The 16,968-nt window shown below is 56.1% G+C and carries 10 protein-coding genes; 8 read left to right on the forward strand and 2 right to left on the reverse strand.

The genetic code is table 11. The annotated features are described in order from the left end of the window. Positions 1 to 22: 22 nt before the first annotated feature. The 7 genes from ACIX8_RS17535 to ACIX8_RS17565 are packed head-to-tail and all read left to right on the forward strand — an operon-like array spanning position 23 to position 12,713. The gene (locus tag ACIX8_RS17535; RefSeq protein WP_014266715.1) at positions 23 to 4,246 is read left to right on the forward strand and encodes a BACON domain-containing protein; all 4,224 of its coding nucleotides are present in this window, start codon (positions 23 to 25) and stop codon (positions 4,244 to 4,246) included. Between the two features lie 23 nt (positions 4,247 to 4,269). Continuing rightward, a complete protein-coding gene (locus tag ACIX8_RS17540) occupies positions 4,270 to 6,216 on the forward strand; it encodes a DUF2079 domain-containing protein (protein ID WP_014266716.1) in 1,947 nt (648 codons plus the stop codon). After that, on the forward strand, positions 6,213 to 7,718 hold the full coding sequence (locus ACIX8_RS17545) for a lipopolysaccharide biosynthesis protein (protein WP_014266717.1): 1,506 nt from the start codon (positions 6,213 to 6,215) through the stop codon (positions 7,716 to 7,718). Before ACIX8_RS17540 ends, ACIX8_RS17545 begins: the two co-directional genes overlap by 4 nt. Further along, positions 7,715 to 9,199, forward strand: a complete 1,485-nt coding sequence (locus tag ACIX8_RS17550; protein ID WP_014266718.1) for an O-antigen ligase family protein — start codon at positions 7,715 to 7,717, stop codon at positions 9,197 to 9,199. Before ACIX8_RS17545 ends, ACIX8_RS17550 begins: the two co-directional genes overlap by 4 nt. After that, positions 9,196 to 10,410, forward strand: a complete 1,215-nt coding sequence (locus tag ACIX8_RS24745; RefSeq protein WP_014266719.1) for a glycosyltransferase — start codon at positions 9,196 to 9,198, stop codon at positions 10,408 to 10,410. The genes ACIX8_RS17550 and ACIX8_RS24745 overlap by 4 nt, the downstream gene beginning before the upstream one ends. A 1-nt stretch (position 10,411) precedes the next feature. Continuing rightward, complete coding sequence (locus ACIX8_RS17560; RefSeq protein WP_014266720.1) at positions 10,412 to 11,569, forward strand: glycosyltransferase family 2 protein; 1,158 nt, start codon at positions 10,412 to 10,414, stop codon at positions 11,567 to 11,569. After that, positions 11,556 to 12,713, forward strand: coding sequence for a polysaccharide deacetylase family protein (locus ACIX8_RS17565; protein WP_014266721.1), 1,158 nt, complete (start codon positions 11,556 to 11,558; stop codon positions 12,711 to 12,713). Before ACIX8_RS17560 ends, ACIX8_RS17565 begins: the two co-directional genes overlap by 14 nt. A 35-nt stretch (positions 12,714 to 12,748) precedes the next feature. Here the strand turns inward: ACIX8_RS17565 and ACIX8_RS24750 are convergent, their stop codons facing one another. Next, positions 12,749 to 14,041, reverse strand: a complete 1,293-nt coding sequence (locus tag ACIX8_RS24750) for a glycosyltransferase family 4 protein (protein WP_014266722.1) — start codon at positions 14,039 to 14,041, stop codon at positions 12,749 to 12,751. A 23-nt stretch (positions 14,042 to 14,064) separates the two neighbouring features. Further along, entirely contained in the window at positions 14,065 to 14,427 is a 363-nt protein-coding gene (locus ACIX8_RS26240) for a serine O-acetyltransferase (RefSeq protein ID WP_223295368.1), read from the reverse strand. 428 nt (positions 14,428 to 14,855) lie between these two features. Here ACIX8_RS26240 and ACIX8_RS17580 point away from each other — a divergent pair, with 428 nt between their 5' ends. After that, a complete protein-coding gene (locus tag ACIX8_RS17580; RefSeq protein WP_014266724.1) occupies positions 14,856 to 16,511 on the forward strand; it encodes an IPT/TIG domain-containing protein in 1,656 nt (551 codons plus the stop codon). Positions 16,512 to 16,968: the final 457 nt, after the last annotated feature.

Raw genomic sequence — 16,968 nt, forward strand, 5'->3', positions numbered from 1 at the left:
TCACAGCAATTCGAGGCGCCAAATGAAAGCACTCATCAACACCTTCATACGGGTCACATCCATCCGCAACGGAGGCATCCTAGCCGCACTCCTGATTCTACTGGGCATGGGGAGCCAGATCCTGGCTCAAACTCAAGACCTGACCGTCGTCGTCCTCGTTAACTCCACGGCGACGAGCGACTACAACACCAATAAAACTACGCCAGGCACCTATCAAATGGGGCCGGAGCGCTACTTCGTCCATCTTCAGATACCTTATCGAATTATCGATGTTAGCCAGACGGCTCCTCCCGATCTCACAACCGTTCAGCTCATCATCGCCGGCCACGCTCATCTCTCGCTCAACGCCACTTGGCAGAACGCCATTGCGACGGCAGTGCAGGGTGGCACGGGCTTCGTGAACCTCGACACCGACCCCTCGGTCGGGCTTCAATTCCACATTCAGAGGATCTTTGGAGCCACCGGCTCTACTGTCGGTAATGATCAGACGAGTGTGGTCGTCCCCGCCGCAGTACAAGTCGGCGGAGCCACGCCACACTACATCGCCGCACTGCAGATGCACTGGGCAGGCGATCCCGCTGGCGACATCATCTACACGTACCACGGCAACGGTGTCACCGTCGTTCCGTCTGATGCGACTCTACTCACCGGCGCCAAGGGAACAGTCGTCGCTCGTCTCGGCACGGATCCACTCATCATCGCCACAACCTTCGGAGCAGGTCGTGCCGTCGACTTCACGGACTACGACTACATGCGCCAGGATCGCTTCGGCTTCGTCGAAGGTGCCGATGATCTCTTCTGGAGAAGCATCGTCTGGGCAGCTCGGAAACCGTTTGTTCTTCGTGGATACCCACGTCTTTCCGCGATCCAGATGGATGACAACGAGACCGGCATCATGTCTCGAATTCCTGATATGTGGAACACCACGCTTACTGGGACCGTCGCAAGCGATGGCACAGGCGGTCCATGGAAGCCGCAGATAAACATGCAGCTATCAGGGCTTGAGGGGCCTGGCGGTGAGCGCGCGCAGATGATCACCGCTATTCAGGCCGGTCAAGTGCACGCCTCAGCTCACGGATTGAACTATGGCTCTGGCGGAGATTTGTACTGGAATCTCACCGTCCCCAACACAGACGCTCAGTGGCAGGCAAACGTCGCCTCAGCCCTGAAGTGGATCACCGAAAATGGCGGAACCGATACGTTCCCGCCCCTCAGCCGCTCCATGGTGGCTCATTACTGGGACATCTCCAACAACTCCGGCTACGAGATGTACAACAGTCTCGGTGTGCGTTACGTTACCTCGCCACAGGCTCCAGGGGTCTACTATTTCACGGTTCCGAAAACACCCGCGCAACGTATACCGCTTGGCCCATTCCGCATCTATGAGCAGCCGCCCCTCTATACGGGAGACGAGGAAGAGACCTTTCCTTTCTTCTATGCCGACGACATGACTATCGGCAGCGTAAGTGGAAAACCCGCTCAAACCTTCTTTGCCTTCGGCAGCCAGGTAGGCTTGTCCGCGGGACGCTTTACACGTCCCGATGCACTTTGGCCCAGCACAACCAACGACTCCACCGTGGCCCAAAGCCTCAATCAGTGGGAGTACTACATGTGGCACTTCTGGTCTGGTATGGAGCCGGTTCAGATCTACACGCACGATGGCGATAACCTGGAATACTCCACCGTCGCCGATCGTCAGTCCTTCATCAAGCAGTTGTCCCAGTGGTTCAGCACGAACCACGGCCAACATACTTTTATGGACAACATGGGTGACTATCTGCGCGCACGCAATCATTCACTTCTGTCGACTGCCTCACTCAACAGTACATCTATTACGCTGAACTTCACCGGGTCTGCAACAGATGCCGATGGCCACCTCATCGGTACCAAAACTTACATCTTCTATGGAGATACCGAAGGAACACTTCTCGATATACCAGGCTTCGCCAACGGCGCTACCTACAGCTTTCCCAACACGCTTCCGGCCAAGCTTCAGCTTGATCCGCTCACGCTTTCGTTCGCCGCAACCACAGGCACTTCCACCCCAAGTCAGTCGATCACAGTAGCGAATGCCGGTTCTGGTGCTATCAGTTGGACCGTAACCAGCAACGCCGCCTGGCTGACTGCGACTCCGAGCAGCCGTTCATCGGCCGGAACTACTGTAGTCAGTGTCGCCAGCAGCACTCTCGCCGCCGGCACCTATACCGGAGCACTAACGTTCACTGCAACCGGCGCTCTCAGCAGTCCGCAGACGGTTCCAGTTACGCTTGTAGTCGCCACACCGTCCCTTGTTCCTTCTCCCACATCCGTTTCCTTTAGTGGAACCGTTGGCGGCACTGCTCCGACTGCACAGACCGTCGCGATCAACAATCCAGCCGGAACAAGCCTCACATGGACCGCCACCTCCGATTCAACATGGCTCAGCGTGAGTGTAGTTACGGCTGGAACACCGGGCTCGATTTCGGTATCGGTCGTACCGGGCTCGCTTCCGCTCGGCACTTACACGGGCAATATCACGCTCAAACCATCGTTGAACACCATAGCAACCGTCAAGATCCCAGTTACTTTCCTGCTGTCTGGCGTGATCGATGCGCCATCCACAGCAAACCTTAGCGCCTGGACAGTGTCTCCACTCGGCAACTCAGCCGGCTGGACATCCTCTGGTGGTTCCATTCACTACAACGGAGGCGGCGAATCCCAGTTGTACACCGGCTCCTCGACCTGGACTGACTACGACCTCTACGTGAACCTGACGCTCTCTAACCTGTCGGATTACCCAGGTGGCATTCGGGCTCGCGTCAATCCTGCGACCGGGGCAGGATATGCACTCTGGATGTATCCGGCAGAACACACCCTCACTTTATACAGCGTTGTTAACTGGGCGATCGGCAATGGATATACCACGTTGACCAGCACAGGTAACATCGCGTACGACACAAACCCGCACACACTCCGCTTGAGTGTCCACGGCACGCAAATCTCCGCTTACTTTGACGGCGCTCAAGTCTTGACCGTCGCCGATAGTACGTACTCTTCCGGAGAGATTGCGCTCGATCCATCCAATCAACCGCTGGCCTTCAACAGCGTGACCGTAAGCAGCACATCAACACAACCTGCATCGTTCACGGCTTCTCCCACTCCTCTTAGCTTCACCGCAACGGCCGGCACGGCTAACCCGCCAACCCAAGCCGTAGCACTTACCTCTTCCCCTTCCCCTGTCACGTGGACAGTCACAAGCAATGCAAGCTGGCTGACCGCATCGCCTACTTCAGGAACCACAACCCCAAGCAGTACATCGGCAGCAGTCAATATCTCTGGACTCACAACAGGAAGCTACAACGGCATACTGACCTTCACCCCATCAGCAGGCTCGCCAGTCCAGGTACCCGTCACACTTACCCTCACAGCAACGTCGTCCGCAACGCTCGCCGTAACTCCAACAACGCTGGATATCTTCAGCGCTGTCGGTTCATCTCCTCCACCGGTCACGCTTACGGTCGCCAACACGGGTACTGGGAGCATGCCTTGGACAGCTTCGAGCAATCTCGTTTGGCTAACACCTTCGCCTGCCAGTTCGAGCGGAGCGGGGACCCTAACACTGACGCCATCCACTGGAAACCTACCCAGCGGTAACCAAATGGCAAATGTAACGGTAACGGCTCCGGGCGCTGCGAAGAGCCCCATCACCGCGACCATTACACTTCACCTCGGTACGTTGATCTTTAGCGACAACTTCGCCAACGGATCTACACAGTGGACCCCGTCTCCTCTTGGCTTGGCAAGCAACTGGACCGTAGCAAACAATGCCTTCAACTACAACGGCAACGGCCACACGCAGCAGTATGCGGGTAGCCAGTCATGGGCAAATTACATCGTCTCCACAGGCTACAAGCTCTCAAATCTCTCAAACTACCCGGGCGGTCTGCGAGCACGCGTGAATCTCACCAGCGGTGCTTCCTATACTGCATGGGTCTACCCTGCTGACCACCTCATCAAGCTGTTCCTAACCAGCGGCTGGAATATCGACACAAGTCCACTTACTCTCCTGGGCACATCGCCGGTGATCTTGTTCGACACGAACGTGCACATGCTCCGCATCGCCGCGATCGGCAATCAGATCACGGTCTACTACGACAACACCGCGGTCATCACGGCCACGGATTCCACTCTACCGACCGGGGCAGTTGCATTGGATGTCTCATCGCAGCCGGTCAGCTTCAGCACCGTAAGCGTAATTCAGCAGTAACGTAACCGGCGGAGGCCAGCGGCATGAGTAACCCGACCCAATTGAAAACCGAACCGGAACACCAGTACCAAGCCGGTTCGAGTGGATCGGGTGCTCAGCCGCGAGTGTTGGCACCGATCATCGTGTCCGTCCTCCTCTCTGCCGCCTGGATCTATCTGGCCTTCTTCAAGCCGTTACCTCGGGTCGAGGGCCTCCTCTTCACTTCACTCGCCGCGCTGTGGTGCGGCGGACTCTTCACGGCGGTAACCGCAAGCGCACGTTACTGGAGCCAGCAGCCAGCTTCCCTCGGTCCTCTACGTACGGATCTCGCCAGATGCTCGCTTGCCTCCGTAGTCTTTCTTATCTTCATCCCCGAATACGTTGCTCGTGTTCCACCAACCGCTCTCCGCTCCGGCCTGCTCCTGACATCCGTCGCTATACTCTGGTTTGCCCTCTGTATCTGCAATATTCAACGCGCGCGCGGAAAGCGACTCCAAGTAAAAGCAGCACATGCGTTCGGGCTTACCGCGATCGCCATTTTGTTTACCGCAGTCACGGCTTTGGCGATTCGAAAGTACTGGGCTTTCTCTTACGTTGGTCAGGACCTCGCCTACTTCGGCCAGTTGATGCACACTACGCTTCACGGTCATCTATTTTGGGGGAACTTACTCCAGGACCTACTTTATTCCCGTCCAGTCACAACTGATTTCGCTGGTCACAACTCGCCGATCATGTTCCTCCTGTTGCCGTTTTATGCAGCAGCACCCAGTCCGGTTACTCTGATCGTCGTTAGAAATATAGTTCTCTTTAGCTGTGCCATACCTGTATTCCTTATCGCACGCAGCAGGATGTCCACCGTCACTGCGTATCTGTGGGTCTTCGCATTTCTACTCACACCCGCCATCCTGTATCAGTCCGTCTTTGACTTCTATCCCCTGACCCTTGTCGCGCTTCCATTACTCTTCGCGATTTATTTCTTTCTGGAAGACCGTTTCATAGCTTTCACGATCGCGATCCTACTCACGCTACTCGTTCGTGAAGATCTCGTCTTCGTTGTCTTCGGCTTGGGATTGCTGGCTATCGTTCGCCGTCGGCCAATAAAGTGGGCACTCCTGCCAATCGTCGCTGCAACACTCTGGGCTATATTGTCTTTCCTTGTCGTCCTTCCCAAAGGCCTTCATGGTGCCAGCTTCGTAACAGATACGTGCTTCGCTCATCTGGGCAAGTCACCCTCTTCGATGCTGCATAACATCCTCCGCGATCCGCGAAGCACTGTTCTCATTCACGCCAACATCGTCTACCTCAAGACGCTATTGAGTCCGACTGCAATTATCGAATCCGTCGTAAATCCGATCTCTTCCCTCTCAATTCCGTACCTCGCCATCAATCTCCTGGCTGGCGGAGGCCGTTGCATCACGACCGTAATCTACGCACAATACTCGGTTATTCCAGCAACATTGCTGTTCGTAAGTGCTCTCCTCACAGTGATCTCCCGGCAGAGGTCGAGCCGGGTCGCCAAGGCGGCCCGGCTCGGAACACGTTCGGACAACGCCGCCCCACTTCTCCTTATTGCTCTCAGCTTTTGTAGTCTCATCTTCGTAACCGGAGCGCAGCAGGTCGACGATCTGAGAGAGCATCCCTGGAATCCCGAGGCCCGCAAGGTCTTGGCACTCATCCCAGCGGATGCCTCCGTCGCCGCTCCTCGTTATATGCTCCCTCACCTCGCCAATCGCGACTGCCTGTACCAGACGCACCGGCTCCTCGAATATCACACCGCCCACTACGAGTACCTCATCCTCGATAGAGATTGGGAACACATCAACGCAGCGGAGCAGTATGCAGCCGAGTACAAAGCCGTCATCTCCGACGCATCCACAAATCCGGCACTGCAGACCATCTACTCCAGCCCGCAGTTTCTCGTATACAAGGACCCTTCCATGCATGGCCTATCCTGCTGGCCTGGTGCTGGTATTCATCGGGGGCAGCCATGAGCCAGTCGCCCTCCCTCCTGCGAGACGTCAGACACTATCTCTCGGGCAAGGTCTTCCTCATCCTTCTCGGCTTCATCTCATTCCCCATCATGACGCGCATGCTCTCTGTCGCGGACTTTGGAATCGTGTCGCTGACCTTGCGCATCGCTCTCCTGCTGACAGTCCTCTCCAAATGCGGCCTGCAGTACTCCGCTGCACGTTTCTACGATCATCAAACAGCAACCCCGTCCCACGCGGCCTCGCAGAAGTTCTACACCACGCTGGTCTCTGCTCCAGCTCTCATCACCTTTGTAGTCGTAGCAATCTACTATCTCCTCATCGCCTCGATCAGGCATCGCATTGCGGATCCTCTCTTCTACAACTGTCTGCTTCTGGTTCCGGCAGTCGTTGTTCCGCGCACACTGCAATCCGTCCTCCTCTCGTTCCTTCGCAACGAAGGCCGCAGCCTGCTCCATAGCGTGCTTGAAGTATGTACAAAGGCCCTCACCATATGCGGGTTCTTCGCCCTGATCTTTGGAAATCTCCGCAGCGCGTTCTATGTGCTTGCGATCACCGCAATCGCTGAAGGAACGATCGTCCTCTGGCAGCTCGGAACGCTTGTATGGCGTCGCATGATCCACTTCAGTGCGTTGGATGTTGGGTTTGTTCGCTCTGCCGTGCTCTTCGGAGCTCCGCTGATTGCATACGAGCTTTCGAGCATCGTACTCGATTCAGGCGATCGTCTCCTCATCCGCCACTATCTCGGAGACGTCTCCCTCGGCTATTACTCCGCGGCCTACAACGTCTCCAGCTATCTACAGGACACCCTGGTTACGCCTCTGAATCTTGCCATCGTTCCGATCTACATGCGTCTATGGAACCCCAAGGATAGTTCACCCATCCGCCGTTTTCTCTCCCAGGGACTTTCATGGTTTGCGGTAGCAGCCTGTGCGATGACAGGCCTCGCTATCCTCTGCTCAAAGGATGCAATTGTCATCGTTGCATCCGCCAAGTTTATTGAGGCCAGGCACCTGCTTCCAATCCTCATTCCCAGTCTGATGATCTACGGCGCCCACATCTTTCTTACTGTCGGCCTCATCCTTGAGAAGCGCACCGCAGCGATGGCAGGCCTTGTAGCTCTGGCGGCGGTGGTCAACGTGCTTCTAAATATCATTCTCATTCCGCGCATCGGTCTGGCCGGCGGCGCCTGGAGCACGCTCCTGAGCTACGCACTCCTCATCGGACTTCTCGCCGTCATCAATCAACGGATACTCCCTCTTCAGTTAAACTTTCGGCTCATGCTCCAGGCTGCACTCGCAACGGTCGTAGCCGCCGTGCCCACGTCGCTGATTCACACAGGTCTTCCCATCGTCAGCCTCGTACTGAGATCCTCGCTGTTTCTCCTTTGCTTCACACTTGCGCTCGCAGTTATGTCTTTGCCGTTCCGGGAGGCTGCCCGGGCCATCCTCATGCGTAAAAGCATGCCACTAGCGCTACCCCTCGGTACTGGAGGTAATGCATGACGCTGCTCGCATTCATCTTCCAGGCAGCGCCTTCAGCTGGTAGCTTCAGCGGCCGTGCGCTTGCCCTCTACGCTCTCGTGGTGATCTGTGCGTTCCTGGCGCTCACCTGGAAGGCTGAGATTGGTATCTACATCCTCACGCTGCTTCTCCCGCTGCAAACCACCAGGTATCACCTGCACGCATTTCCACTTGGCGCGAACATCGTCGATATTCTCCTCGCATGCTCACTTCTCGGCATGTGGATGAGGCCGAACAAACTCAAGGAACCGCATCCCTTTGTATTGCGCTTCGTTGTTGCCCTCGCCATCTTCTACTACGTATCGCTCTGGCGAGGTGCTTTCTTCCTTGGCGCTCCCCTTCCAGTCTGGTTCAAGGACGCACGATTAGTTGATTACAAGAACTTCATGGTTCTCCCGCTCCTTGCATACACCACCTATCGGCTTATCCGTACCAAGCAGCAGGTTGCAATCGTCATCTGTTTAGCGTGCTTCTCGTCTCTCCTGGTCGACTACAGCTACCTCAAGAGTTCCCTGGGACGTGACTTCAGTCACTACTCCGAAGAGGCACGTGACGCCGGACCCTTGGGCTACGCAGGAGAAAATGGCCTGGCCTCCTACGTCGTCGAGATCACTGCTTTCATGATCCCGATGCTCGCTCTGAAACGCCGATGGCTGGCAGTTCCAGTCGGCGTTCTTTTGGCGGCAAACTTCTGCTGCATCCTCTATTCCTACTCAAGGGAAGCCTACCTGGCTATCGCGTTGGCCTTACTCTTTCTTGCCATCGTCAAATTCCGATGGCTTCTCGTTCCTCTGCTCGCTGTTGCGTTTATGTGGCAGGCAGTCATGCCTGTCGCTGTGCAGGAACGCATCAACATGAGCTACTCACAGAAGGACAGCGGCGAGGCAGCTCAACTCGACGCATCGGCACAGGAGCGCGTGATGCTCTGGACCGATGCCCTGACGATCTTCCACGAAAACCCAGTCGTTGGTACAGGTTTTCTGACCTACGCGAACATGAACCGCGTTGGCTCCTACAAGGACACACACAACTTCTATCTCAAGATGCTCGTGGAGACCGGCGTCGTCGGACTCGCTCTATTCATCACACAACTGTTTCTCTTCTGCCGGCAGGGTTTCAAGCTCTACCTGTCGAAGTCGTCCCACTTCTTATCGCTCATCGGGCTCGGATTCGCTGCCTTGATCCTGGCAGCGGCGGTCGTAAACATCTTCGGCGATCGTTGGATGTTCACTCAGGTCGATTCCAACCTATGGATCTTCCTGGGCTGCGTCATGGCTGCCCCCGCCATGACGCAGCAGACCGCTACAGAGGAATCCGAATCGGTTCCTGCCGCTGCCGGCGCTCAGCCTTTTTTTCCTCGTCCCGGATTTGTCAGAGTTAAACCTGCACCCCTGCCCGGCGATCACGCACACGCCACCGCCTACGTCCTGGCTTCGCCAAAACTGACGAGGGATGGACTATGACCGCCCCTACAACCACCGATCTCCGCTCACCATCCAGCACTTCAGGTATAGCGGATACTAATGCCCAGAACCTCCCCTGCATCCTCTTTATCGTGGATCAACTCACAGAATTAGGCGGGGGTGAGCGTTCGCTCTTCGAGATCGCAAAGGGGCTTCCGGCCTTCGGCTACCGAAGCCTGATCGTTACCTTCCGCGACAATCCTGCGCCTGCGGCCTATGCTCTCTGCGACAACATCACCATTCTTCCACTTGCATCCTGCTTCAGCTTCAAAGCGCTTTTCACGGCGCTCCAACTACGGCGAATCATCCTTCGTGAACAGGTCACGGTGGTCCATACTTTTTTCGAAAGCTCCGACATCTTCGGCGCCGTAGTAGCCCGGATCAGCGGCGTCAAACATCTCATCTCAAGCCGCCGCGACATGGGTATCCTGCGTTCTTCCAAACACAAAATCGCCTATCGATTATTGGCCCCGCTCTATAGCGCTGTCATTACCGTCTCGGACACTGTGCGCGATTGGCACAGGCAAACGGACAAAATAGCCGCAGACAAGATCAAAACGATTCATAACGGTTTAGCTCTCGACCGTCTCCACCCACGGCAGTCGACTAAGACAGTTCGCGATCAACTGGGGGTAGCATGCACCTCGCCACTCGTCACAACCATTTCGAATATCAATCCATGGAAAGGCGTGGACGTCTTTGTCTCGACCGCCGCTATCGTCCTAAAACAGCATCCTGGAGCCATGTTCGCCGTCGCCGGCGACTGGACGGATATGGACCACCTCCATGCGCTTCAGGCCGCGGCCTCAAATCTTGGCATCGCCGACCGCATGCTCTTTCTTGGTCGCGTCGATGACATAGCAGCTCTCCTGCTTGCCAGTGACGTCTTCGCACTTCTGTCCCGCTCTGAAGGCATGCCGAATGTGGTTCTCGAAGCCATGGCGGCCGGTCTGCCCGTTGTCGCAACCGCCGTTGGAGGAACCCCGGAGGTCGTCGTCGATGGGGTCACCGGCTATTTAGTCCCCAACGAAGACTCCGAAGCTGCAGCCGAGCGCATCGGACAACTGATCTCCGATCCGTACCTGCGCGCTCGCATAGGAGATGCCGGGATCACGCATATTCACAACCACTTCAGCTTGGAAAAGATGATCCGTTCCCACGTCGATCTTTACGATTCACTGCTTGCAAGGCAATCAAAGGAGCAACCATAAGATGGCACGCATCGTCTTCCTGACATCCCTCGGGCTTCTCCTCTACACCTATTTCGGATATCCCCTGCTCCTTGCACTTCTCAGCCTCTCGTTTCGCAGGCAGGCAACGCGCCCCTCGACAGATTTCACTCTCAGCGTGGTCATCTGTGCTCGTAACGAAGCACATGGTATAGGCAACAAGCTTGAGGACACGCTCTTACTCAACTATCCCTCTGACCAGCTTCAAATTATCGTCGTATCGGATGGATCTACAGATGAGACCTGCAAGATCGTAGAAGGCTTCGCGGACCGCGGTGTCGAACTTATCGTGCTTGCTCATCAACGCGGCAAGACCCATGCGCAGAACGTGGCAGTCCGCCAGGTTCGCGGCGACATCGTCGTTTTCTCTGACGCCACGACAAAGTACTCGGCGGATGCACTGCAGTATCTCGCAGGAGTATTTATGGATTCCGATGTCGGTGCTGTCTCCGGTCGCTATCTCTACGTAAACCCTAAGACTCACTCTACGACCACCACGGGAGCGAAGGCCTACGCCGGCTTCGACAATACCATTCGCTCGCTGCAGTCCCGCGTCAACAGCATCACTGGCTGTTGTGGCTGCATCTATGCGGTTCGCCGCGCCCTCTATACAGATCTGCGCGATGACATTATCAGCGATCTGGTGCAGCCGTTATATGTGCTGCGCAAAGGATTTCGCGTGAAGTATGAACCCAGAGCCATCGCGTCAGAAAATGCCACCAGCTCGCCCAGACAAGAGTTCTCCATGCGTGCTCGCGTGGTCGCCCGCGCTCTCATGGGCCTCCTCAGCGTCTACGAACTTCTGCTGCCGTGGCCGCATCCCTGGTATGCCTTTCAATTGTGGTCGCACAAACTACTCCGCTTTGCAACGCCTCTCCTCTGCTCGGGTATCTTTCTCTCATCCCTTCTGCTTTGGCGCTCACACCACATTCAGGTTTTCCTGGCTCTCGAGGCGTCTCTGCTTGTGCTGGCACTCATTGCGGCATTGATCCCTCGAAGCAATCGCCCTCGCATTCTCGCTCTTCCGCTCTATTTCATGACCGTAAATGCGGGCATGGTGGCAGGCATCGTCCAACTGCTTCGCGGAAATCGGCATGTGATCTGGCAACCAGAAAGAGAGAAAGCCAATGCGAACAGCTGAACATTTTGCATCCAAATCCAGTAAGTCCAGTAACTCCAGTCCCAGCATGTTGGGCCATCTCCGCTCCTCCCTTCGACACGCATCCGTTCGGGCATTGAGAATCGCGGGTGAACTCCGGGCTGCCCGCAAGTCGGTTGCTGCTTCCGGAGATCGGGTCGTACTTACATTTCATCGCATCGTACCCGACAAGGAAATCGCTCTGTGCCGTTCCCCGCGCGGCATGGTCTTGCGCGAATCGATCTTCGCCCAGGTCATTGAATATCTCAAATTCTCAACGTCTATTGAGGCTCCCGAGAGAGTGGAGTGGCCCCACTATCGAACGGGACGTCCGCAGGTTATCCTTACATTCGATGATGGGTGGATCGACAATCTGGATATCGCTCTCCCCTATCTCACGTCCGCCGGTATACGCGCTTGTTTTTTTATGACGACCGGATTCGCAGGTCAAGCTGAGCCCTTCTGGCCTGAACGTCTGCGCGGGATATTCGACTCATTGCGTTCGGCCAATATGCTCCCTCTCCTCCAAGAAGAGATGCATGAACTTGAATCTCGGTCGGACATCCCCAGCCCTGCGATGAATGGATCTACTAAGTTCGAAGAGATACTGACCTGGCTAAAGCAATTTCCCACCGACACAATATCTCAATGGCTTGACTCACTTCAAAATCACCTTTCGCCGATCGTACCGAATCTTCCGGCCGGCACGATCTTCGATCCACGCGAGCGCCTCATGGACTGGGATGAGCTTCAGCAGTTAGCAGCCGCCGGCCACACCATCGGATCTCATACCCGCAGTCACGCGCTACTCACTCAGCTTGATCCCCATGCCGTCCGCGAAGAGCTACTAGTCTCCCGAGAACACCTGAGTGAACATCTTCATCCCAGTAACGAAGCTCCGATTTGGCTCTCCTATCCCAATGGAGACGCGTCTCACGCCATCGCCGCTTCTGCCCTGCGGACCGGCTACAGCCGTGCCTTCCTTAACTCACCGGGTCTCTGGCGCAAGAGGACGTCGCAGATGCTGATACCTCGCGTCAACGTATGGGACGGGACGGTCACGGACCGCTCAGGCGACTTCAGCCCGGAGCACCTCGAGTATTCGCTCTTCTGGAAGACAGCCCGCACTCACACGAAATATAAATAAATAATATTAGATAAATGAATACAAATAATAGAGGTCTAAGAATGCGACAGCGCATCCGCAGCTGGAGCCAATTGCAGCTTTCCTCGATCTTCCAGTAATCCCCTCAACATGGCTTCGAAACGTTTCGCAGCCTGCTCCACTGTAAACTCTTCCGCTGCTCGCTTCGCACCCGCTCGTCCCATCCTGCTACGAAGTTCAGAGTCAGTACAAAGTTTATGAACGGCCGCAGCAATCGACTCGACCGAATCCCCATCGCAACGCAGCCCGGTGATTCCGTCCTCGATCGCAGCAGCGGTCCCTCCTGCCGTTCCACCAATCACGGGAAGACCGCAGGCATTCGCCTCTAGAAAAACCACTCCAAAACCTTCTGTGTCGCCATCGATCTCGCGATTCGGCTGCAGAAAGAGGTCCGCGGCCTGGTAAAGCCCGGCGACCGCATCATCTTCCACAAATCCCCTAAATTCGACTCGGTCTTCGATACCCAACTCCTTCGTCAGATGAGCCAGGTTCCCCTGTTCTTTCCCACGCCCGGCGATGACATAAATCCAGTTCTCGGGCAGCCCGTTCGCCGTATGAAGACGAGCCAAAGCCCGCAGCGCTTGATCGATTCCTTTTCGCGGGTCCAGCCGTGCGAGCGTCAGGATCACACATTTGTCTTCCCACCCCATCGCTCGTCGCAATGCCGTTCGATCCTCCGGCACACGAAATCTTCGTGTATCCACAAAGTTTGCCAACAACTTCATCTTGTTGGGATCGCAGCCTGACAACTCACAGCTTAGTGAAGCAGTGTAGTCGCTGACCGCGATGTTCAAGGCCGCCGACCGCAGAGAGCGCATCTGCACCCATCGCATCCAATGCATCAGCACCGCCGGACGCACCTGCATCGTCAACTCTTCCCCATGCAGATAGTTCACCATCGGCGTCCCCTCTGAGTGCCGCATCGCTAGCCATGCCGCCGAGTAGGTTCCGCCGCACACAATCAAATCCGGCTGCAACTCCCGCACCAGCGCGTCCCATTCGCTTCGGCCGCGCTGAAAGAATCCATACAGCTGCAAAAGCAGGCCCACCAAAGGGAGATCCCGCAGTGCGCGCCTCTTCTCCGCCGCGTGGCGCAGATGAAACTCAAAGGCATCGATTCTTCTTACCTCAAATCCGAAGTCGCGTTGCGCGATCTCATCCCACCCGGTCGCGTCTTCGTCACGCAAACCATGGCGGTCCGCTAGGACTACGATTCGATAGCCGGGAAGCCGCTGCAGCAAACCAAGATACACCTGCACCACGCCGCCATAGTAGACAGGCGGAAAGTAAGGCGCCGCAAACAGTAGCACAGGACGAGCGTCCGCCCCAGCATTCAATTCACACCGCCCGTCGATAAAACACTTGCAACGACAGGCGCTTGTCTCTGGCTCACCACCTGCGCCGGCACTCCCATTACCGTCGAATACTCAGGCACATCCTGATTCACCATCGAGTTCGCTCCGATCCTTGCTCCATCACCCACGATGATCGGCCCTATGAGTACAGCACCCGTGCCGATGAACACGCCATCTCCAACGATGGGAACACCGATGCCGCCGACGCCCCGCGTTCCCATCGTCACCCGATGCGCGAGATCGCAGTTTTTCCCAATCACGACCTCGGGATGCAGGGTGATACCCCCTGCATGCGCAATCAGTAGCCCCGGACCAATCTTCGCTCCCACATTCAGTCTCATCTCCAACAAAACCTCAAGGACTAAAGCCCCTGCGGAATGCAGAATACGGAACGGCATTGAAAGAACTCTCGATCTGTCGCTTCTATAAATGACTCGTCCTAAGCGATACCAGAATATGCACCACACCGCAGGGTTGCGCAAGATTGTGCAAGTACCTTCGCCGTAGGCACGATAGCGAGACATATCCTGCTTAAAGTCATTCAGCATCGTAAACCGTACTCCTATAACTTCAGGACCCTCTCCGAATCTTCGACCGCGAGATGGAATAACAACATCCTTGGCGGAGATCTTTGCTTGAAGTTCTGCAAGTGACGTGCCGAATGCTCTCTCCTCGACCACGTTTCGCAATACTCGATCCTTTTTATCCGGTGAGGCCGCCGTATTGAGTTCTTTGGCCGCTAACCTGCAGCGGAACAGGTGAGAGACTTATGCGGATTACTTCTTACCGGGGGGATCTCCTCCCCCTCTTCGGGCTCATCGTATTCATTGCGAGTTGCGCAAGGGTAATCCCCCCCAGCGCATTGGCCCTGTCGTCGGACACGAGCGGCACAACCAGCACGGTAAGTCCGCCTCACATCAACTACACCGACATCAACGTCGGCTCGAACACCGGTGGAGATACAGGAAACGGCGTCTACATTCGGATCTTCGGGTCGAACTTCGGTTCTTCGCAAGGTTCAAGTCTGCTCACGTTGGGTGGAAAACTCATCACAAATTGCAGGCTCTGCTCCTGGACCAACAATCAAATCATTGCTCAGCTGGGACCAGCCGCAAAGACCGGAGACATCCATGTCGACGTCGCTGGTGCCCATTCGAATGGCGTACCCTTCACCGTCACCCCGACAACAATCCTCTTCGTCGCTGCAAACGGATCGGACTCAAACCGAGGATCATTTGCCGCTCCCTTCAAGACCTGGCGCGCTGCCTTTAACTCCGTCACCAATACGGATTCACACCCTCCGAAGCAAAACACGGTCATCTACCTCGAACCTGGAGCCGTGGTGAACTTCGACGATGGCCGCGGATATAGCGCCGTCCTATCGACCGATATCGGTGGCACCTCGCCCATCAAACAACTCTCCATCGTTGGATTCCCCGGCGGCACCGTCAACGTCGGCAGCACCTCTGTCACACACGGCGTTCATGGCTGGGGTTCCTATATCACCATCGCGGATCTCACCATCGTTGGAAAGGTCTCCGCGATCGATGCTGAGAAAGGGAACGTACGCATCATTAACAACAGCCTGTCCTGTCCCTCACCTCCAACCGGCGTCGGCGGAGCCGCCTGCATCCTTGCTGAAACCGACACCCCAACCGACAGTTGGGTCTTCCAGGGCAACAATGTCCATGACACCGGGGGTAACGTCGACAAGACTTATCACGCCATCTACTTCTCTTCAAATGCCAATCACGTGGAGTTTGGGTGGAACAACATCGGTGCGAACTTCCTGGGATACTGCCGCAGTGTCCTCTTCCACGCCACCACGGGCGCCAACCTCTTCGATCTGCACGTGCATGACAATCAGATCGCCGGCGGCTACTGCGACGCTATCAGCTTCGCCTCGGTCAATCCATCCGCAGGCACCGTCGAGGCCTACAACAACGTAATCACGCACGTCGCTATCGCTTCAAATCCCTATGGAACCGCAAACGAAGCCGGCATCGCCATCAACTCCGATGCCTCGCCGGGAGCGAGCGGCACCGTCTACTCCTACAACAACACGGTTGTCGACGCCGGCGAATACACCATCGGCCACCAGAACGGCTGCTTTGGCGTGGTCAGCCCAGGGGTATCTCTCGTCCTTACAAACAACATCTGCATGCAGCCCAGTGCCGCTCAGCCGTACATCGAACCGAACAGCACAGGAGTCAGCGGCACCAACAATCTATGGTACGGAGCGGGACCTGCACCCAGATTCGATCCGCGACCAGTCATTCTTGCTCCACGCCTGGCAACGGCAACCGGCTTCGCCCTGCAGGCAGGATCTCCCGCCCATGCTGCGGGGACAATGACTCGGGTATCTATCTTCGACATCATCGGGACACAGCGAAGTCCCGCCCCGTCCATCGGCGCCTACGAGTAGACCGCCGTGCGCCGCAGCCTCTTCGGCGAGCGCGAAGTGGATACTTCTCTTCTGCACAAACGAATCATATCGGCGTCTCCTGATCGACCTGAAAGGGTACGACTCGGGCCATATCCGCCGCAATGCGCCTGAAAGTTTATTCGATCCGACTCAACATATCTTCTCGAAAGCCCATCAAGCACATGACAAGGGAATCGAGATTTGTGACAAAGATCACTGCATGACCGGTCGAGTAGTATGAGGATTGGGGAATGACAGGTAATGCTTTGCTCCATCCACTGAAGCCATATTGCCGAATTCTGATTGTTTCCTCTCTCTTCGCCTGCCGTCGAATGCAGCTCAGATAGCCGATCAGGCTCGCGCAGCAGACGACTCCGACGCTTCGTTACGCTGGCCCCTCACGACCGGGATGAAAAACTGGGCTTGGAAACAACCGCAATCAAAAAGAAATAACCTG

The organism is Granulicella mallensis MP5ACTX8, from assembly GCF_000178955.2.
In the GTDB taxonomy this organism is placed as follows: Bacteria; Acidobacteriota; Terriglobia; order Terriglobales; family Acidobacteriaceae; genus Granulicella; species Granulicella mallensis.

Coding starts and splice junctions, on each gene's coding strand:
- ACIX8_RS17535 (WP_014266715.1), top strand. CDS start 23: ATGAAAGCACTCATCAACACCTTCATACGGGTCACATCCATCCGCAAC.
- ACIX8_RS17540 (WP_014266716.1), top strand. CDS start 4,270: ATGAGTAACCCGACCCAATTGAAAACCGAACCGGAACACCAGTACCAA.
- ACIX8_RS17545 (WP_014266717.1), top strand. CDS start 6,213: ATGAGCCAGTCGCCCTCCCTCCTGCGAGACGTCAGACACTATCTCTCG.
- ACIX8_RS17550 (WP_014266718.1), top strand. CDS start 7,715: ATGACGCTGCTCGCATTCATCTTCCAGGCAGCGCCTTCAGCTGGTAGC.
- ACIX8_RS24745 (WP_014266719.1), top strand. CDS start 9,196: ATGACCGCCCCTACAACCACCGATCTCCGCTCACCATCCAGCACTTCA.
- ACIX8_RS17560 (WP_014266720.1), top strand. CDS start 10,412: ATGGCACGCATCGTCTTCCTGACATCCCTCGGGCTTCTCCTCTACACC.
- ACIX8_RS17565 (WP_014266721.1), top strand. CDS start 11,556: ATGCGAACAGCTGAACATTTTGCATCCAAATCCAGTAAGTCCAGTAAC.
- ACIX8_RS26240 (WP_223295368.1), bottom strand. CDS start 14,427: ATGAGACTGAATGTGGGAGCGAAGATTGGTCCGGGGCTACTGATTGCG.
- ACIX8_RS17580 (WP_014266724.1), top strand. CDS start 14,856: ATGCGGATTACTTCTTACCGGGGGGATCTCCTCCCCCTCTTCGGGCTC.